At 34.8% G+C, this 19733-nt stretch carries 13 protein-coding genes and 2 pseudogenes; 3 read left to right on the forward strand and 12 right to left on the reverse strand.

Annotated elements, in window-relative coordinates:
* Window positions 1-301: 301 nt before the first annotated feature.
* The gene (locus MWH06_00875; protein UPA55251.1) at window positions 302-1549 is read right to left on the reverse strand and encodes an IscS subfamily cysteine desulfurase; all 1248 of its coding nucleotides are present in this window, start codon (window positions 1547-1549) and stop codon (window positions 302-304) included.
* 81 nt (window positions 1550-1630) lie between these two features.
* Window positions 1631-2952: pseudogene (locus MWH06_00880) on the reverse strand (IS110 family transposase).
* A 1179-nt stretch (window positions 2953-4131) separates the two neighbouring features.
* On the opposite strand from MWH06_00880, the gene MWH06_00885 reads away from it, so the two are divergent.
* Complete coding sequence (locus tag MWH06_00885) at window positions 4132-5496, forward strand: ankyrin repeat domain-containing protein (protein ID UPA55252.1); 1365 nt, start codon at window positions 4132-4134, stop codon at window positions 5494-5496.
* Between the two features lie 133 nt (window positions 5497-5629).
* On the forward strand, window positions 5630-7135 hold the full coding sequence (locus MWH06_00890; GenBank protein ID UPA55253.1) for a secretion system protein: 1506 nt from the start codon (window positions 5630-5632) through the stop codon (window positions 7133-7135).
* Between the two features lie 7 nt (window positions 7136-7142).
* Here the strand turns inward: MWH06_00890 and MWH06_00895 are convergent, their stop codons facing one another.
* From MWH06_00895 to MWH06_00920, 6 genes and pseudogenes are all read right to left on the reverse strand, one after another.
* On the reverse strand, window positions 7143-8084 hold the full coding sequence (locus MWH06_00895) for a P44/Msp2 family outer membrane protein (protein UPA55254.1): 942 nt from the start codon (window positions 8082-8084) through the stop codon (window positions 7143-7145).
* 66 nt (window positions 8085-8150) lie between these two features.
* Window positions 8151-9377 carry a tRNA (N(6)-L-threonylcarbamoyladenosine(37)-C(2))-methylthiotransferase MtaB gene (gene mtaB, locus MWH06_00900; protein ID UPA55255.1) on the reverse strand — a complete coding sequence of 409 codons (1227 nt, stop codon included), beginning with the start codon at window positions 9375-9377 and terminating at the stop codon, window positions 8151-8153.
* A 271-nt stretch (window positions 9378-9648) separates the two neighbouring features.
* The gene (locus MWH06_00905) at window positions 9649-9807 is read right to left on the reverse strand and encodes a hypothetical protein (GenBank protein ID UPA55256.1); all 159 of its coding nucleotides are present in this window, start codon (window positions 9805-9807) and stop codon (window positions 9649-9651) included.
* Window positions 9808-9948: 141 nt separating this feature from the next.
* The gene (locus tag MWH06_00910) at window positions 9949-10638 is read right to left on the reverse strand and encodes a P44/Msp2 family outer membrane protein (protein UPA55257.1); all 690 of its coding nucleotides are present in this window, start codon (window positions 10636-10638) and stop codon (window positions 9949-9951) included.
* Between the two features lie 221 nt (window positions 10639-10859).
* Window positions 10860-11948 carry an IS481 family transposase gene (locus MWH06_00915; protein ID UPA55258.1) on the reverse strand — a complete coding sequence of 363 codons (1089 nt, stop codon included), beginning with the start codon at window positions 11946-11948 and terminating at the stop codon, window positions 10860-10862.
* Between the two features lie 54 nt (window positions 11949-12002).
* Window positions 12003-13318: pseudogene (locus tag MWH06_00920) on the reverse strand (IS110 family transposase).
* 363 nt (window positions 13319-13681) lie between these two features.
* Here MWH06_00920 and MWH06_00925 point away from each other — a divergent pair.
* Window positions 13682-14497, forward strand: coding sequence for a transposase (locus MWH06_00925; protein ID UPA55259.1), 816 nt, complete (start codon window positions 13682-13684; stop codon window positions 14495-14497).
* A gap of 848 nt (window positions 14498-15345) precedes the next feature.
* Here the strand turns inward: MWH06_00925 and MWH06_00930 are convergent.
* From MWH06_00930 to MWH06_00945, 4 genes are all read right to left on the reverse strand, one after another.
* Window positions 15346-16161 carry a transposase gene (locus MWH06_00930; GenBank protein ID UPA55260.1) on the reverse strand — a complete coding sequence of 272 codons (816 nt, stop codon included), beginning with the start codon at window positions 16159-16161 and terminating at the stop codon, window positions 15346-15348.
* Window positions 16162-16229: 68 nt separating this feature from the next.
* The gene (locus MWH06_00935; protein ID UPA55261.1) at window positions 16230-17030 is read right to left on the reverse strand and encodes a DUF2163 domain-containing protein; all 801 of its coding nucleotides are present in this window, start codon (window positions 17028-17030) and stop codon (window positions 16230-16232) included.
* A gap of 167 nt (window positions 17031-17197) precedes the next feature.
* Window positions 17198-17488 carry a GIY-YIG nuclease family protein gene (locus MWH06_00940; protein UPA55262.1) on the reverse strand — a complete coding sequence of 97 codons (291 nt, stop codon included), beginning with the start codon at window positions 17486-17488 and terminating at the stop codon, window positions 17198-17200.
* 127 nt (window positions 17489-17615) lie between these two features.
* Window positions 17616-19553, reverse strand: coding sequence for a porin (locus MWH06_00945; protein UPA55263.1), 1938 nt, complete (start codon window positions 19551-19553; stop codon window positions 17616-17618).
* Window positions 19554-19733: the final 180 nt, after the last annotated feature.

Raw genomic sequence — 19733 nt, forward strand, 5'->3', positions numbered from 1 at the left:
TGTGATTTTGGCCCATCAGGAGGGTGTCATCCCAGTGCCCAGACACTGGGATCCAGCTTCTATGCAACTTAATTAAAAACGTTTGTTTTAGCGTAAGACAACTACCTTTAGCTCATCAGCTCAGTTATAAGCAAAATTTCTGGATCCCAGACTGGGATGACACCATTTGCTGTGCAATTTACCTTCAAAAACGAATGTTCGTACAGCTATGAGTGAGATCAAAGAATTGCAGAATTAAGTGTGAATGGTTACAGAGTAATTTCAAAGTGCATTTGCAGTTGGACTCGCTGAATGGATATATTTAATGAAAGTCCCATTTCACGGTGTTCAAATCTACTCCTTCTTGTACCATCTCCCAAAGTGGGCTCATTTCTCTCAGTCGGCCAATATTTTTAGCAACAAGATCTGCTGCGTACAAAACTTCTTCTTTAGTTGTAAATCGGCCTAGGCCAAATCTAATTGATGAATGCTCAAGGTCATGGCCATTATTTAGCGACCGTATGACATAGGAAGGCTCAAGAGACGCAGACGTGCACGCAGAACCAGAACTTACTGCTAAATCCTTGATTGCCATGATGAGAGACTCACCCTCAACATAGGGAAAGCTCAAGTTTAGGTTGCCAGGAACTCTATTTTCATAATCACCATTTAAAACGATATCAGGAAATGCTTCTTTTATCTTATTGTACAAAATATCTCTCAGTCCTTCCAATTTGCTTGCTTCTGTTCCCATTTCTTCTTTAGCAATACGTGCCGCTTCACCAAAACCAACTGCAAGAGGTGTTGGAATTGTTCCAGAACGCATACCTCTTTCTTGTCCACCACCACTAATCAATGGTATCAGCCTAACACGAGGATTCTTTCTACGGACATATAATGCGCCCATTCCCATAGGTCCATAAATTTTGTGGCTAGAGAGACTCATAAGATCGATGCACATCTCATTAACATCAATTGAAACTTTTCCAAAACTTTGAGCTGCATCTGTATGGAAAAATATATTATGCTTTCTGCATATTTTACCAATCTCCTTTACAGGCTGAATTACTCCGATTTCATTATTTACCATCATCACTGAAACCAGGATTGTTTTATCAGTAATTGCTTCCTCAAGCTTTAATAAATCTATAATTCCGTTTTGCTTAACAGGCAAACATGTAACTTTAAAGCCTTCATTTTCCAGATGCCGACAAGAATCCAGAACACACTTATGCTCCGTGCAGACAGTTATTATATGATTTCCTTTATTTTTGTAAAAGTGAGCAACGCCCTTGATTGCTGTATTATTTGACTCAGTTGCACCTGAGGTAAAGATAATTTCTTTGCTATCTGCGTTCACCAGATCAGCGATGTGTTTCCTTGCTTTTTCCACTGCTTCTTCAGCAGTCCAACCAAATGAATGGCTGCGAGAGTGTGCATTACTGAATTCACCAAAATAAGGTATCATTACCTCCAAAACACGGGGATCCACTTTAGTAGTAGATTGATAATCAAGAAATATTGGTAATTTTATTTTAGTATCATGTATTTTCTTACTTTTAACATTCATAAAGCTACCACAGAGACAAAATTTACAACTATTTAATAGCACTAAAACTTAATTTTTTCAAGGTATAATCTCCTAAGAAACTCACTCAACTAACTCTTCTTGTTGAACTAATATGTAGCCAAATTCGCTCGCTTTTTTGATCAAATTTTTTACAGTTCTATCTTTATAGCGTGTTTCATAGTATTCCATTCCTTTTTCTACATATTCCTGTCCGTATTTGAGCATACTATAAAATATGCATGCCATTTTTCTTGCAGTAGCTGTTATTGCTTTTGGTGCTCCTAGTCGTTTTCTCAATCTTCTGTAGTATGCACCCAACGCACTTTTACTATTTCCTACAGAATGAGCAGCTATTCGCAAAGCATTTGCAGCACGGTTAATGACTTTACGTGTTCTTGTGTTAAACACTTTTTCCCCTGTAACTTTATTAGCAGGACTGAGTCCCAACCACGATGAAAAGTGCTTTTCTGTTGGCCATTTACTATGGTTTATACCAACTTCTGAAATTATGGTTTGTATACTTAATACATCAAATCCAGGAATTTTAGTGAAATCCATACCAGTTATTCGGTGCAGTTCCTCATACAAAGCAAAGCTTGGCTTACTTTTGCTATTTTTATTCTTTTGCTTACTTAGCTGTTTGCTTTCACAAGACTTTGTTTCAAACGTTTTATAATAGGCTTCAATATTTCTATCACATTCTGCTATTTTTTCTTGATAAATATTATATAGTTCAAATTCTTGCTTTAGCGTGAATAAGTGTTCCTCTCTATAGTCACCAGCTAACGCTTTTGCAATAGTAGACTGATCATTTTTCATTCGCACGTCCCTGAATTCTGCCAATTTTTCAGAATCTCTTTCGCCTTCAATTATAGTTTCAATGATTTTCATACCAGTTATCCCAGTAATATGACTAATAACCTTGTGTAATTGTATATTCATTTGAATTAATGCCTTCTGCATACGCAGAATATGTGTAGATGCACTTTCAGTGAGATTTTTGCGTTGCCGCACGTAACTGCGCAATACACACATCTGATTATCTGGCCTAAACGATCCATGAAGCAGTCCGTAGCTATGCAGTTGTTGGAGCCATTGGCAATCTTGAACGTCAGACTTCCTACCAGGTACATTCTTTACATGCCGTGCATTTTACCTCGAATTTGTATGACTCAAGTATTTGAAATAAAGGAATCCAATATACTCCTGTTGATTCCATAGCTACTGTTGTAACTTTACACTTTTTCAACCACTGTGCTAAGTTATGAAGGTCTTCAGTAAAGCAGCCAAATTTCTGAACGCGTTCTTCCTTCAGGTACACACACATAGTGTACAGCTGAACCAATGTCTATTCCTGCTGCATTAGGATTCACTATTTCTAATTTACTTTTTGCTTTTTTCATGGTAACCCCTACATATAATTTGTAATAGGGAAACGCTTCAGCTTGGAACGGTTGATAGTACAATCTCCTAACCGAGGTAGTCTAAATGACTCCATCAATGATTTGACCGTTCCTTCCAAAACCATGCTTGCATACGGGCACTTAGGCACCATTGAAAATGTCGGTCATAACTGCAAAGGCGCTCCCTGTACAACTATACTTGAAAACTACTAAAAACTTAAATTTGTGTGTTTCTTTCTGATTTGACAGATTTCGTCTGTTCGATGCTTGCATCCAGCTTATCTCTTACATTAGTTTATTCAAACAGCATTAGCATGACTTGCCTTTTTTTGGATGTAGAAATTTTCTAGGAATTGTCTTCTTGAATTCTATGGTATTTTGTTTAACATTGAAACAAGAGTCCAGTGTCACGCACTGGGATGACACCCTGACAATCGTCATCCCGCTGCTTGTTAGCGGGATCTAGAGATACCGCGGCAGTATGACGGTTAAGTAGGGTATCATCCGAGCAGCTGACACTGGGATCCAGGAAACTTAACTTTACACCAGGCAATAAGAACTGGATTCCAGACTGGAATGACATCACAGGGGCACTGACCTCTCTTGGGCTCTTTTAGCTACAAATATTTAAGAAATTTACCAAACGAAAAAAAGGCAAAAGAAGCCCTGGTCATTGTCTATTTTCAGTATTTGGCGTTTTTTAAGTCTTAAACGCTGCAATTTAGCGACTTTTAAACTGCAACAGACCCTTAGCTAAATGCTAAGAAATTTACTAAGCAGAAAATAAAGACAAAAGAAACCCCGTGTTAGCTAGTTGTCACTCTAATCCTGCAAATTGGCGTACTATACTGTCTTAAACAACTTATAAGCGCGTTTCAGCTTATATAGCTAGAAATATTGTGAAGACATAAGGTGCACGTAGTGCAAAAAATTAAAAATAAGACGCCAACTACGTTGTTTTCTTGCTGTTTAATCTGCACAGATGAAGATAACTGAATACCTTCAGTTTCATGATAAGGGGGCTGGCGGAGTTTGTCAAGTGGTTTTTTTGTTTCATCCAACGCGCTGCCAAAAGTTTGTTATGCAAGGTATCCTAGCCATTTCTCACAGATTCACTCAAACTTAATCAAGTAGGAGTATTATTAACGCAAAAAGGGTTCAATTAGAGACTTAAGTGATATGGCGCGTGAGGAAGATATAAACCAATTAGTAGAAAATGGATTTGATATTAACTCAAAAGATGCAAGTGGAACCACTCTCTTGCATAAGTTCACAAAAGAAGGTGATTTAGTTGGAGTAAAATCATTGCTAGAGCACGAAGCTGATTTTAATGTCGTAGACAACGAAAATAGAAACCCACTGCATTACGCCATTATGCATGGACACAAGAAAATTGCTAAACTTTTTGTTAATCAACTGACAATCAATTCCAAGGATAAAAACGAGTTTACTCCACTGCACCTTGCTGCACTACAAGATGACACTGAATTAATAGATTTTTTGATAACAAAAGGCGCAAAAATTAATGAAAAAGACGCTAAAGAGGGCTATACTCCTCTTCATATAGCTTCACTATACGGTTCTAAAAAAAGCGTCCAAATTTTAATTGATAGCGGAGCAAATCTCGAATGTGAAGATAACAATTTTCGCACTCCTTTGTTTTTAACTATCTATCAATGCACTGCACATTATGACAGCAGAGCAGAAATTATAGAATATCTGATAAAGAAAGGTGCAAATATAGAAGCCAAAGATGCAGAAAATAACACTACGCTTTTCCTAGCAGCGTATAACAACAAAATGCAAATAGTTAAACTTATTGCAAAAAGACAGCAAGCAAGTAACGATGAAATTAAACTTAAAGAGTTTTTTTGCACAAAAAACAACCATGGTTTTGATGCATTAGATTGCGCTATTGAGCATAATAATAGAAAAATGGTAACATTTCTTGTATCAAAAGGAATAGATGCAAATGATCAAGATTTTAATGGCAACGCCAGGCTGCATAAAGCTAGCCATAATGGTAACACTAAAACAGTTAAGCTCTTATTGAAGCTTAAGGTAAACATTAATGCTGTTACTAAATGTAACAGAACTCCCTTGCTGCTGGCAGTTAAAAAAGGCCATACAAAAATTGTGAAAATGTTATTGGAAGTTAGAGCCAATATGAACATTTGTGAGCAACAAGGTTTTGCACCTCTACATCTTGCTGTTCAAAAGGATTATTTTGATATAGCTCAGCTGTTAACAGAAAAAGGTGCAGACCTTAACATTAAGTGTAATAATGGTCATACCGCAATAGATATGTTCATTAGCAAGGCTCATAGCAAAAAAAACATCGACGAAAATTACAAAAAATTTTGTAGATTTTTGATGCTTTACTTAAAAGAGCTACATAGTAAACACAAAGCCTGTTGTATACTTTCAACCCTAGCTCTAAGCTTAACAATTATAGGCTTACCATTTATTTTTAAGCCTATTATTAAATACAGAGAAAGAAGTAAAACATATAAAAAAATTAGGGCTATGCTGGTCTACATTTAAGTACAAAAAGAGTATACAAAAAATACATAGCCAAAGCTAATATATGACAATTATCTGTTGGATGAAAACGAAATTAAATACATTTTTAATATTTTTATAGAAATCTATTAGTATAGATCTATATGCTGTTCTAATGGCTATTTTTAAATGCTTAATACTCCTCTTCATTATTTCTTGCACACACCTGCCTACTAAGCAACATCTCACTAATATAGGCAACGAAGATCATAATGATATAGGTGAGCACGATTATTCGTTGCAGCAATACAACACCTCTTTGGAGATTAATGAACCGGCAATACCAGAAATTATGCCTTTACCAATAGAGTTTCCCGATCTCACAATCAGTAATCAGCTTATTTCTATTAATGTTAGTGAAGAAGTATCAGTAAAAGATTTGCTGATTGAGATAGGAAAACTTTCTGACGTTAACTTGGATATAGACCCAAAAATATCAGGTAATATTATTTTAAAGCTAAAAGATAAGAATATAAATAAAGTAATTCAGAGTATAGCAAATAGCGCCAAATTGCGTTACTCAACAAGCAATGGTGTAATTAGAATTGAGCAGGACTTGCCATACGCGCAAAATTATTACGCAGACTTCATTAATATTCAACATTCTGCTCAAAGCAGTTTCGCCATTAGTAACAATATTACTAACAGTGATGCTGATAGGGACTATAACAATGTTATGAAGTCTCAATACAGTAGTGACTTATGGAATTCATTAGAAAAAGGCTTGAATGCAATAATGGATGTTAACGGGGTGGATGATGGCGAATTCCTTTCATCCAACAGAGAAGCTGGTGTTATTATTTTGAATGCTAGAAAAGATATCCATAAAGCTGTTGAAGAATATATTAATAAGGTTAAGAAATTAGCGTCTTCTCAAGTAATGATAGAGGCAAAAATAGTTGAAGTTGTGCTAGATGACAAATACCTTTCTGGTATGAACTTAAATGACTTACACGATGGAACTAAGTCTATAATAAATCAAGATAACTCCATTATTAACCTAGCAATGAACTTTGGTGCGAATGATCTAGGAGATTTAGTAAAAAATTTAGACAAATTTGGCGCTTCAACTGTAATTTCAAGCCCTAGAGTACATGCTATAAATAATCAGCAAGCGATGATTTCATTTACCAAAAACCATATTTATTTTACTTCCGGTATACAAAAAGATACTAGAAACTCTAATCAGACCTTAATTACCAAGATGAATAGTGTTCCAATAGGTGTTGTGCTAATAATCCACCCAAGCATTAATATTGATACTAGTGAAATATTCATGGATATACATCCAACTTTATCAAGAATTAACGGCTACATTAAAGATCCAGATATAGAGTACATCGCACAGCAGAGTAAAATGAAATTAAATAGCGACATTCCAATTGTTGAAATCAGAGAAATGAACTCTATGTTAAAAATTAAGAGCGGTGAAATTATGGTAATCGGAGGGCTTATAGAACATAGAGAAGATAAGCAAAGCTTTAAAGCTACATTACATCAGAAGTCAAAAAGGCTAGCGAATAACATTAGAACAGTAGAAACTGTCATTTTTTTAAAAGCAACAATCGTACCAACATTTGGTTTGTTAGATAGAAAAGATAAGAATTTATATATATATTAAATCACTACTAAAAATTAAATATCAAACCAACTTCAATATTATGAGTGGATATGTCATCTGCAACAGGCATCGGAACGCTAAAGTAACGATAGCCGAGAAAGGTTTTTACTTCTGGGATTATTGAATAGTTAATACCAAGCTTTATTTGATAAGCAAACCAAGGAACATTCAGTGGCATTGAATTTTGGGGTGACCCATTAATCTTTTTTAATCTAAAAACTGTTGGTCCTATACCAAGACCAATGTACGGAGCAAATTGCGTATTTTGAATGTTGGGGTTATAATAAAGGTTTAATAAAAATGCAAACACGCTTGCTGATTTATCAAATATCGGAGGAGAATTACTATCTTCAATATTGGCTATAGAATACATGGCTTCAAAATCAACTCGGCCATTTTTCCCAGCATAGTAACCTAAAGACACACTTCCAAGCCACTGAAAATCAATTTCACCCTTAAACTTCAGTATATTCTCAATTTTATCTACTAATCCCGCTTTGACAAGTATTAATCCTAATTTGTATTCCCAAGAAAGATCAGGATCAGCTGTATTAATTAAATCAATAAACCATTGCCCTATTTCTTTAATGCCCTTTATAAATGTTTTTGAATTATCATTATATATCTTACCGCCGTTAGCATTAAAATAGAAACCAAGTTTTTTTGATTTTTCTTTTGTAGGCTCAGCTTGATCTGGAATGCGTGGCCACATATTTTTCTGATCATCTGCTTGGAAAACAGAAGGTGGACTACTTTCAAGTTCTTGATATTTTATTGGTATCTCTTTTGCAGTAACCTCCTCAGAACGTATCATACTTTTATTATTGTCTGTTTCTAATTTTAAGGGTTGTACTTGCTCAATGTGTGTATCATTACTAATATAAGTAATAAAAAAATAGACACATGAAATGAAAATCAAAAATAAAGTAATAGATATTCTAGTTATCATAAATGAATTCACAATTATCATTTACAGTATAATTACTATATCGTATATTTCTTCAATGTACAAAAATTAAGAAAGAATATTTCCAATTAAATAATTATTTTCCACTCCTTTAACATTAACTTTCACAATACTCTTGGCTTGAGCTTTTGATTCAAGCTTTACTAATGCAAAATTTTCTGTTCTACCGACATTATTTTGCTCAACCAGAACACTTTGTTCAGTGCCTATCAAAGACTGATAAAAGCTACTCATCATTTCTTTATTCATTTCTCTTAAATTTTTTACTCGTTCTTTACGCACATTCTCTGGTACTTGTGGCATTCGTGCAGCAGGTGTATTCTTCCGCTCTGAATATGGAAAAGCATGCAGGTAAACTATATTTGTTTTTTTCAGTAAATCAACTGTATCCTGAAACATTTCGTCAGTTTCTGTTGGAAATCCAGCAATAATATCAGCGCCAAATGCTATATTAGGCCTCAAACTCTTCATTTTATGACAAAATTCTATCACTTGTTCCCTGTTGTGACGACGCTTCATTCTCTTTAGTATTAAATTGTTACCAGATTGTAGACTCAAATGTAAATGAGGCATAAGTCTTGACTCATTAGCTATTAAATCCATCAATTCGTCGTCAACTTCAGCAACATCGATAGAGGAAAGTCTTAGCCTCTTCAACTCTGGTATATCTTTTAAAACTCTCCTAATCATTGAACCAAGTGACGGCTTAGCAAACAAATCTGTACCAAAGTCAGTAATATCAACACCTGTAAACACTACTTCTTGATATCCATTTTCTACAAAGATCCTAATTTGCTCTATAATACTGTTTATTGGCACAGATTGATTATTCCCTCTTGCCTCAGTAATTGAGCAAAATGTGCAGCTATGATTACAACCATTTTGAATTTCAATAAATGCCCTTGATTTATCTTCAAATCCATTAATGAGAACAGGTTCTACTTGGTTATCACTGACTAAGATTTTATCGTCATTTAATAAGTAATTTTCAGCTTTTAGCTTATCTTGATTACCCAGCACTTTACTCACACCAGGAATATCACTATATGATTCAGGATCCAACTGAACAGCACAACCAACTACGATAATTTCTTTACTTGGGTCGTTTTTATAGATCTTACGTATTTTTTGCTTTACTTGGCGTTCTGCTTCGTTTGTCACTGCACAGCTATGCACCACAACAACATTTTTTCTTTCTGCTTTTTTTAATGCTTCTTTGATTAACTCACTCTCGTAAAAATTTAGACGACAACCAAATGTTATCACTTCATTCATGCTAGTATTTTTTAGACCTTACAATTTAAATTATATCACACATCCAAGCAAAGTCTCTTGCATGACCATTGTTTTGGTAGATAAATGCTATGCAAGCAGCAGACACTGGGATGGCTTTGTTGCATAGCAACGTAAGTTTTTTCCAGAGTAAATAATTTTATGCGACTATTTCAAATTTAGGCATACCAATTACGTTGCAAATATCATTTTATAAACCCGACTGTTTGTCTCAAACCTATTCTGAACAGATGGGTTATTATATGTATCAAAATTACCACTTTGTTGCTGTAAATATTGTTGCCACCCTGCATTTTGGCCCAATTTCATACCAATTTTCTATGGCTTCGTTGATATCATGAAAAATATTTCCTCTTTTTTCTAGAAATTTGTTATATTCTCTATGGTTACTGACTCTCATTTTTTGTGGCATATTTATCCTTAAATCATCATTTTATAATGAATTTAGTCAGTAATCACTAGTTTTTCTGCTGCTATGCAACAAAGCCACCCCAGTGTCATGCTACTTGAATGACAAGAAAAAACCCACTGGGATAACAAGACTGAAGATAGACTAGAAATTAAACGCTACTCCAGCTTCTGCACCAACAGTGCTGTAAAGAACTGTATGTCCTCCTTTGTCTTTCTCACCACCGCTTTTATCGAAATTAGCACCATAAGAACCAAAATAACGAGCTCCAGCATAAAGTTTGACTTCCGGAGTTACATCATAACTAACACCAGCTTTTACTTGACCAGCAAAACCAAATTTACTGTTTTGACCATTCACAGCAGTTTTCAAAGGAGTGCTGATATACGCTGCACCAACACCACCACCAATGTATGGAGTGATAGGCATATCTTCAATTGCTATATCGTAATAAACGTTAACTAATCCTGAAATTGCTGTTAAACTGTTCGCAATAGTATCTGCTGGGGTAAATACTACATCTTTAACATCATTTTTGTTTAGGTATGAATAAACTCCTTCAACATCAACCCTGATGTCGTCCATTTTGTAACCAAATGCACCACCACCAGCTATAAAAGATGCTTTTAAAGGACTATAAATGTCTGTGCCCTTTTTATAATCAATACCATCAATTTTTGTGAAAAGAGGTAAAATTTCACCGTTGTATTGCAAACGAACGTAGTAGCTAGTTTCTTCATCACTTATTGGACCAACAGGATCTGAAAAAGCAGAGTTTGATAAACTTAGCAACGTTGCTAAAGCGGCTGCTGAAAAAAACTTTTTATAATGCATAATTGTCCTCGTAAAAAAATTAAAATTCCACTTTAGCAGTCTAAGTAACAACTAAAGTTAAGTCAAGTGCTAACTTAATAACACAAAATACTCTACATTTTAACTAATTTTTAGGAGAAGACAAAGATTTTATTAATAGACTTCTCCTAAGAAACTCACTCAACTAACTCTTCTTGTTGAACTAATGTGTAAAAGATAAGACTTAATCTGACAGACAAGAATTAACTGACAGAAGAATTGAGGTAGTTAAAACTAATATCAGTCTCTTGTTTAATGCTACTAATATTTTTCTGAAAAGCAATATGTTTGCTATCAAGAAAAGTCTGCATAGGTGTTTTTCCATAGCAGTACTTACCAGAGTGAGGTCTTGTATCATTATAAGAATGCAACCAACAATCAACATCAATCTGTAGATCTTCCAAAGAATTGTAGATTTTCTTTCTAAAGATAATATTGTAACACTCATCTTGCATAGTTCTATGAAATCTTTCACATATGCCATTAGTTTGTGGAGAGTTGGCTTTGGTTCTAGAATGGTCGATATTTTCGATTCCCAAATATAGCTGATAAGCGTGATTTTCTGGCTTGCCACAATATTCCGTACCCCTATCAGTTAGAATGCGTAATAATGGAATTTTCTGCTCATCAAAAAATGGAATAACCCTATCATTGAGAAGATCTTCAGCTGTAATAGCTGTTCTGTCCGTGTAAAGTTTAACCATTGCAACCCTGGAATAAGTGTCAACAAAAGTCTGCTGATAAATTCGCCCTATACCTTTGATATTGCCCACATAATAGGTATCTTGAGAACCCAAATAACCTGGATGTTGTGTCTCAATTTCACCATGAGCTTCCTTTTGTTCTTTCATTTTTTCTAAAGCTGCAAGTTGTTCTTCAGTTAAAATGATTCCGTCTTGAGCTACTTTTGTCTCTAGTGCTTTAAGTCTCTTTTTGAGAGTTTCAAGGTCATTTCTTAGCCATACAGACCTTACTCCTCCCTGAGAAATTATTATACCTCTTTTTCTCAGTTCATTTGCAGCTCTTTCTTGCCCATATGCTGGAAATTCTGTTGCTATACCAATCACTGTTCTTTCTATATTATCGGAAACTCTGTTCGCTAATAGCGGTTTTTTCTTACTTATTTCATGTAATGCTCCCTCTCCTCCATTTTCATATAACTCCTTAAATCGATAAAATGTATCTCTTGAGTATCCCATCACTTTACATGCTTGAGATACATTTCCTAGTTGTTTTGCTAGTTCTAATAACCCTAGCTTTGGTTTTAGTATTTTTGTTTGTATTGTACTCATTTCTAACACTCCTTTCTTTTATTATTTTATAACTTGCTTTTTTAAAGTGTCAGATCAAGTCTTATTTAATACAACTAATATGTAGCCAAATTCGCTCGCTTTTTTGATCAAATTTTTTACAGTTCTATCTTTATAGCGTGTTTCATAGTATTCCATTCCTTTTTCTACATATTCCTGTCCGTATTTGAGCATACTATAAAATATGCATGCCATTTTTCTTGCAGTAGCTGTTATTGCTTTTGGTGCTCCTAGTCGTTTTCTCAATCTTCTGTAGTATGCACCCAACGCACTTTTACTATTTCCTACAGAATGAGCAGCTATTCGCAAAGCATTTGCAGCACGGTTAATGACTTTACGTGTTCTTGTGTTAAACACTTTTTCCCCTGTAACTTTATTAGCAGGACTGAGTCCCAACCACGATGAAAAGTGCTTTTCTGTTGGCCATTTACTATGGTTTATACCAACTTCTGAAATTATGGTTTGTATACTTAATACATCAAATCCAGGAATTTTAGTGAAATCCATACCAGTTATTCGGTGCAGTTCCTCATACAAAGCAAAGCTTGGCTTACTTTTGCTATTTTTATTCTTTTGCTTACTTAGCTGTTTGCTTTCACAAGACTTTGTTTCAAACGTTTTATAATAGGCTTCAATATTTCTATCACATTCTGCTATTTTTTCTTGATAAATATTATATAGTTCAAATTCTTGCTTTAGCGTGAATAAGTGTTCCTCTCTATAGTCACCAGCTAACGCTTTTGCAATAGTAGACTGATCATTTTTCATTCGCACGTCCCTGAATTCTGCCAATTTTTCAGAATCTCTTTCGCCTTCAATTATAGTTTCAATGATTTTCATACCAGTTATCCCAGTAATATGACTAATAACCTTGTGTAATTGTATATTCATTTGAATTAATGCCTTCTGCATACGCAGAATATGTGTAGATGCACTTTCAGTGAGATTTTTGCGTTGCCGCACGTAACTGCGCAATACACACATCTGATTATCTGGCCTAAACGATCCATGAAGCAGTCCGTAGCTATGCAGTTGTTGGAGCCATTGGCAATCTTGAACGTCAGACTTCCTACCAGGTACATTCTTTACATGCCGTGCATTTTACCTCGAATTTGTATGACTCAAGTATTTGAAATAAAGGAATCCAATATACTCCTGTTGATTCCATAGCTACTGTTGTAACTTTACACTTTTTCAACCACTGTGCTAAGTTATGAAGGTCTTCAGTAAAGCAGCCAAATTTCTGAACGCGTTCTTCCTTCAGGTACACACACATAGTGTACAGCTGAACCAATGTCTATTCCTGCTGCATTAGGATTCACTATTTCTAATTTACTTTTTGCTTTTTTCATGGTAACCCCTACATATAATTTGTAATAGGGAAACGCTTCAGCTTGGAACGGTTGATAGTACAATCTCCTAACCGAGGTAGTCTAAATGACTCCATCAATGATTTGACCGTTCCTTCCAAAACCATGCTTGCATACGGGCACTTAGGCACCATTGAAAATGTCGGTCATAACTGCAAAGGCGCTCCCTGTACAACTATACTTGAAAACTACTAAAAACTTAAATTTGTGTGTTTCTTTCTGATTTGACAGATTTCGTCTGTTCGATGCTTGCATCAACAAACAATAGACCTGCTGAAAAAGGTGATTGAAAAAATGATGTGAGAGAGGTAGAAGAAGAATAAGCAGATCAAGTAAGGAAAAAAAATGAGCTTTAGTTACTATAATATGAAAAAACACCCAAGAAACTTTCGTAATATAACAGGTTTAACTATAGAGGAGTTCGAAAAAGTAGTGGAAAAAGTGAGGTCTGGATGGGAAAAACAGAAAAAGTGTCATGGTAGAAGATCAAAACTACCAACTCTGGAAGATAAGTTGTTTTGCGTAATTTTGTACTATCGCACTTACATAACACATAGATTTTTAGGATGCCTATTCAATGTACACAACGCAAATGTATGTAGGTTACTTAAGAGAATAGAGCCATTACTCGCCAAAAAAGTGACTATAACAAAAGATAGAAGTATGACGCCAGAAAAAATACTGAAGATTTTGGCTGATGTTACAGAACAGCAAATACAGAGACCAGAAGATAGTAAAAAACGGAAGAAATCATATTCAGGAAAAAAAAGAACCAACACTATGAAAACTGAGATTATTATCGAAGAAGGAGGAAGAATTTTATCAGTGTCAAAGTCATACCGTGGTAGAATTAGTGATTTCTGCATAAGGAAACAAGAAAAATATTTACCACTTGATAGCATAAAACATGCCGATTCTGGATATCAAGGTTGGCAAAAATTGCAAAGCAATGTTATAATTCCATATAAAAAGTATCGTAAAAAGCCATTAACTCCAGAGCATAATAGAAGATTAGCATCATTTAGAATGAGAGTAGAAAACAAGATCCGAGAGATAAAGATATTTAAGATTATGTCGAATGTTTATCGCAATTTTCAGAAAAAATATAACCTGAGGTTCAATATTATTGCTGGTATTGTAAATCTTAAGCACGCCTTTTAGTTAACCTTGATTTTAGTCACCCTCCTTTCCTTTTTTTTATCGCTTGATTCGCAGCAGGTCTATTGTCACCAAAGGGATGTGTGTATGACGCTGGTTCACCCTGTGACAGTGTCATTCCAGCGCCCAGAACTGGGATCCAGGAATTTTATTAAGTATAAAAGTAGCCGTTTTATGTTAAAATATAACGTTTTGATGATTATGAAAAAGTTGGATTCCAAACTGGAATGACAGCAGTCCTACGTCATACCGCCGCGGTATCTCTTAACATAGATCCCGCTAACACGTAGCGGGATGACGGTTGTCGGTAGGTCTAAATTACTTTAGCCATAAATATTTAAGAAATTCACCAAACAAAAAAAAGGCAAAAGAAGCCCTAGTCATTGTCTATTTTCAGTATTGGCGTTTTTTAAGTCTTAAACGCTGCAATTTAGCTGCTTTTAAACGGCAACTAACCTTAGCTTTAATATTTAAGAAATTTACTAGGCAGAAAAAAAAGGCATAGAAAACCCGTGGTAGCTAGTTATTACACTCTCTATTTTAAAATTTGACGTTGGGTGATGTCTTGAACGCTTTATAAGCGCGTTTCAGCTTATGTAGGTAAAAACCTAGAAATTTTATAAAGACATACGGTGCACATAGTGCAAAAAATTAAACAATAGTACGCCAAATACAAGTTTTCTTGTCATTTTAATCTGCTGCAGAGATTGCGAAGTTAAATAAAATAGCTTCACTTTCATGATAAGGGGGCTGGTGGAGTTTGTCAAGCAAGTTTTTTGTATCTTAACATAAGACCTGCTGCGAATCAAGCGATAAAAAAAGGAAAGGAGGGTGACTAAAATCAAGGTTAACTAAAAGGCGTGCTTAAGATTTACAATACCAGCAATAATATTGAACCTCAGGTTATATTTTTTCTGAAAATTGCGATAAACATTCGACATAATCTTAAATATCTTTATCTCTCGGATCTTGTTTTCTACTCTCATTCTAAATGATGCTAATCTTCTATTATGCTCTGGAGTTAATGGCTTTTTACGATACTTTTTATATGGAATTATAACATTGCTTTGCAATTTTTGCCAACCTTGATATCCAGAATCGGCATGTTTTATGCTATCAAGTGGTAAATATTTTTCTTGTTTCCTTATGCGGAAATCACTAATTCTACCACGGTATGACTTTGACACTGATAAAATTCTTCCTCCTTCTTCGATAATAATCTCAGTTTTCATAGTGTTGGTTCTTTTTTTTCCTGAATATGATTTCTTCCGTTTTTTACTATCTTCTGGTCTCTGTATTTGCTGTTCTGTAACATCAGCCAAAATCTTCAGTATTTTTTCTGGCGTCATACTTCTATCTTTTGTTATAGTCACTTTTTTGGCGAGTAATGGCTCTATTCTCTTAAGTAACCTACATACATTTGCGTTGTGTACATTGAATAGGCATCCTAAAAATCTATGTGTTATGTAAGTGCGATAGTACAAAATTACGCAAAACAACTTATCTTCCAGAGTTGGTAGTTTTGATCTTCTACCATGACACTTTTTCTGTTTTTCCCATCCAGACCTCACTTTTTCCACTACTTTTTCGAACTCCTCTATAGTTAAACCTGTTATATTACGAAAGTTTCTTGGGTGTTTTTTCATATTATAGTAACTAAAGCTCATTTTTTTTCCTTACTTGATCTGCTTATTCTTCTTCTACCTCTCTCACATCATTTTTTCAATCACCTTTTTCAGCAGGTCTCTGGTATATATGGTTCACCACGAAAATTCACAGTGTTGTTAAACTTGCTTCTGCAAGTTGGAAATGTTTTATTGCAACCTGCGAGTATTGAATATTTATCTCCAGCAAAAATTTGGTATGGAGGCGAAGTAAACAACGTAACTACTTTATTTTTATATTCTTTTACTACACCTTCAAATGCTGTTGAGCCAAAGAATTTTACTACTCCGTGCTTATAATATTCATCACTCTCAGTTAAATTCGTGTCTTCAAATCTTCTTTCGTCTATTACTTTAGTGATTGTACTTATTTTACTAAATTTTTTAGTATCGGCTTTGCATTTATCATCGCAAAATTGTGCTCTGCATGCAGGAGAGTATAATTCTGCTATGCTTCTCTCAAGCTTTGCTGAGAGCCCTCTAATTTCAACAATAAATCTTCCACTACTTAATGTCACTTTACCAAAAGTTCCTGAATGTAGATTCATTGTTCCCTGGGTCAAGTCTTTATAATTCACAAGAAATATTTCAATATTTGCAAAGTCGTACTTTCCTGATAAAACATCTTCTTCTTTAATATCACCACTATTTAATATTCCTTCAATTTCTAGATTATCAGTTTTTAAATCGCTGTTTAATATTATACTACTGGCTGTAAATCCACTTGAAGATTTATAGAGTATATTATCAATATTTAAATCTTCATCATAGTCAGTGAATCCCATTACTTCTCCACCTGCGAGCGTTAATTTCCAGCACGTAGCGATGGTAAGTAATTCTTGAGCTAAATGATTTTTTAATGTAGTTTGCATAGTTGCCTCCTGTTTAATTGATTGAATTTGAAAGTAGCTATACGGCTAGTCAGTGTGTTCTTTTCCCGTCATCTGAGTAGCCTATAGAGTGTCATCCCAGTTAACCATAGGGTGTCATTCCAGTAACCGTAGGGTGTCATCCGAGTAGCTGACACTGGGATCTAATTTTACCTGACTATGTTATCATATAAATCTATCCAACTTAGATTTTCCTTTTCGATCAAATCAACCTTCCATTTTCTTTTCCAACTTTTTAAAAGTTTTTCTCTATTAAAAGCTGAATTTATATCTTGAAATTCTTCGAAATAAACTAATTTTTGCACATTGTATTTTGATGTAAAGCCAGAAATAACTTTACTCTTATGTTCCCAGATTCGTTTAATCAGATTTGATGTTATACCTGTATATAAAGTTCGATTATTCTTGCTTGCAAGTATGTAAACGTAATAATTTTGCATATAACTTAGATCCCAGTGTCACGCACTGGGATGACAGGAGAGAGGACACCATATGTTTATTTGATCAACAAATAAACACTAATAAATAAGATACACACCACATTAAATTGTGGTGTGTACTGGTTGATTAGAAAGAAAACTTCACACCAGTAAGTAGAAGAATTCCTTGGTTAGAAGGTGCCTCTTTGTTACTACCTACTTTTGTAATCTTATAATTTGCGTTTTGTTTCTCGTTAGTCATAAAATAATGGAGAGCTGCGTAAGGAACAAATTTGCTCTTACTGCAAGCAGGAGAAAGATCATATTGAACGCCAAGTGCACCATCATGAAGCATATCTCCATCATTCATTCTACTGCCAAAGTATGTCAAGCTTGTGTAGACATTCTCATATTGATAACCAGCCCCTGCAGTCCAATACATGGTATTGTTATCGAATTGAGCTAAGCCTACAATTCTTTCATACTCTGCATTGCTCTTACTTTTATCTTGAGGATCCTCTTTAGGAATTTGTTTATAGCCATTATTAGCATCTTTGATTTTAATATCCTTTGGTTGACCAGATTTGCCCAAATATGCAAAAGAAGCAGCAAATTTTACGCCTTGATCTTCATTAATCTTATAATTAGCGCTTACACCCAAATTAACACCCATAAGGCCATTGTACTCTACAAATTCCCTATAAAGATGCTTATCTTCACTTCGTTTTTTCGCTTGACCATACTCACCAACTGCAGAAGTTTTAACTTTTATGTTATGTTTACTAAAGTCATATTCATATGATGCACCAGCACTTACTATATGCTCGTAGTCTGGACCTATATGTCTTACATCACCATTATCCTCCTTTACAGTAAACAAACTACTATCATAACGAGGTGAGTAGCTGACACCAAATCTTGTACCCATATAATTTGGTGAGTAGTAAGCAACTCTAAATGGCAGTGTAGTCATAACGCCTTTGTTATATTTCCCTGCCATGCGGAAAGAGAATTTTTCACTTTCACTCGAAAAACTTTCAGTGTAAAGACGTGGTGTTACATAAAATGGGAAGCTTGCAGCGCTTCCTTCTAAGTTCACTTTTCTGAACCAGTCACTATCTGCAGCTCCATCAACAGTTGCAATTCTCGTTGCATCAAGTCTCATCAGAGCCTCAGGACCAAATTGGTAACCAAGCTTCACGTCACCATATTTTGAGTTAACAAACACATGCGCACTTCTGCCTTTTGTAGCATAAACACCCTGTGAAGCTCCCTTACCTTCGGTCACTGGAACATGAAACTGCACGTCAGCACCATAAAGAAGACCTAAATCTTCATTTTTATTTTCTGTTCTGAGGTGTAATATCGCATCTGCAATCATACCCATATTATCGCTATAATCACCGATATTTCCTATTCCACTAGGGAATACTGGATTTGCTCCTTTTACTGTATCCTTAGCATCTGCATAATAATTTATGGATCTGTTTGGCATAACGTTGTAGCGTTTATAATCTTCACCACTTGGCCCTGCTTTACCATAACCTTGAGCATCAACAACACCACCGAAAGTTATTCTTAAGCCATCTTTTCCTTGGTTGGTATCGATAATATCAACCCCAGCAACTGAAACAACAGGACTTGCCTTACCTTTTTCCTCTGTATTTTTGTTAACAACTTTTACATCCTTCTTTACATCTTTAGCTTTAATTTTAGCATTCTCAGTTTTAGAAACCTTAGTTTTTGAAACTTTACCTTTTTCTATATTAGAATTCTTAGCGTTTAGAGCTTTCGCTTTTGAATCCTCTATAAGCTTTGCTTTTTTCTCATTTGCTAGCCTAATCTCCTCTTTTTTCTTAAGCTCTTCAGCTTTTTTTCTTGGATCAGCATTACATATTCTGTCCATCTTTTCTTTCAGTTTTTTATTTGATGTTTTCATAACTTCTGTTTTTCCAGAAGTTTTTGTGCTCTCTTGCTTTTTTATTTCCTTCATACTCTCATCAGGAAAGTCAGCTGCAAAACTGCTGAAAGAACATAAAGTTAATAAAGAAACTAGAGCAGTTCTAGTATAAATAGATTTTTTCATGAAGTGCCCCCAAAAAATTTCGAAATCATTGTCTTAAATGTAAATATATAAAAATGTTGAAAATTCAACTTAAAGCAATCTTATAGCGAAAACAAAAGTAAAATGCAACACCTTAAAAACAACTTTTTTAATATGCCTAACGTTTATATTAACCAAAATTTAGCACAAAGGTTAATATTT

It is taken from the genome of Wolbachia pipientis (assembly GCA_023052945.1).
Lineage (GTDB): Bacteria > Pseudomonadota > Alphaproteobacteria > Rickettsiales > Anaplasmataceae > Wolbachia.

Coding starts and splice junctions, on each gene's coding strand:
- MWH06_00890 (UPA55253.1), top strand. CDS start 5,630: ATGGCTATTTTTAAATGCTTAATACTCCTCTTCATTATTTCTTGCACA.
- MWH06_00945 (UPA55263.1), bottom strand. CDS start 19,553: ATGAAAAAATCTATTTATACTAGAACTGCTCTAGTTTCTTTATTAACT.
- MWH06_00935 (UPA55261.1), bottom strand. CDS start 17,030: ATGCAAACTACATTAAAAAATCATTTAGCTCAAGAATTACTTACCATC.
- MWH06_00905 (UPA55256.1), bottom strand. CDS start 9,807: ATGCCACAAAAAATGAGAGTCAGTAACCATAGAGAATATAACAAATTT.
- MWH06_00925 (UPA55259.1), top strand. CDS start 13,682: ATGAGCTTTAGTTACTATAATATGAAAAAACACCCAAGAAACTTTCGT.
- MWH06_00895 (UPA55254.1), bottom strand. CDS start 8,084: ATGATAACTAGAATATCTATTACTTTATTTTTGATTTTCATTTCATGT.
- MWH06_00910 (UPA55257.1), bottom strand. CDS start 10,638: ATGCATTATAAAAAGTTTTTTTCAGCAGCCGCTTTAGCAACGTTGCTA.
- MWH06_00885 (UPA55252.1), top strand. CDS start 4,132: ATGGCGCGTGAGGAAGATATAAACCAATTAGTAGAAAATGGATTTGAT.
- MWH06_00940 (UPA55262.1), bottom strand. CDS start 17,488: ATGCAAAATTATTACGTTTACATACTTGCAAGCAAGAATAATCGAACT.
- mtaB (UPA55255.1), bottom strand. CDS start 9,377: ATGAATGAAGTGATAACATTTGGTTGTCGTCTAAATTTTTACGAGAGT.
- MWH06_00875 (UPA55251.1), bottom strand. CDS start 1,549: ATGAATGTTAAAAGTAAGAAAATACATGATACTAAAATAAAATTACCA.
- MWH06_00930 (UPA55260.1), bottom strand. CDS start 16,161: ATGAGCTTTAGTTACTATAATATGAAAAAACACCCAAGAAACTTTCGT.
- MWH06_00915 (UPA55258.1), bottom strand. CDS start 11,948: ATGAGTACAATACAAACAAAAATACTAAAACCAAAGCTAGGGTTATTA.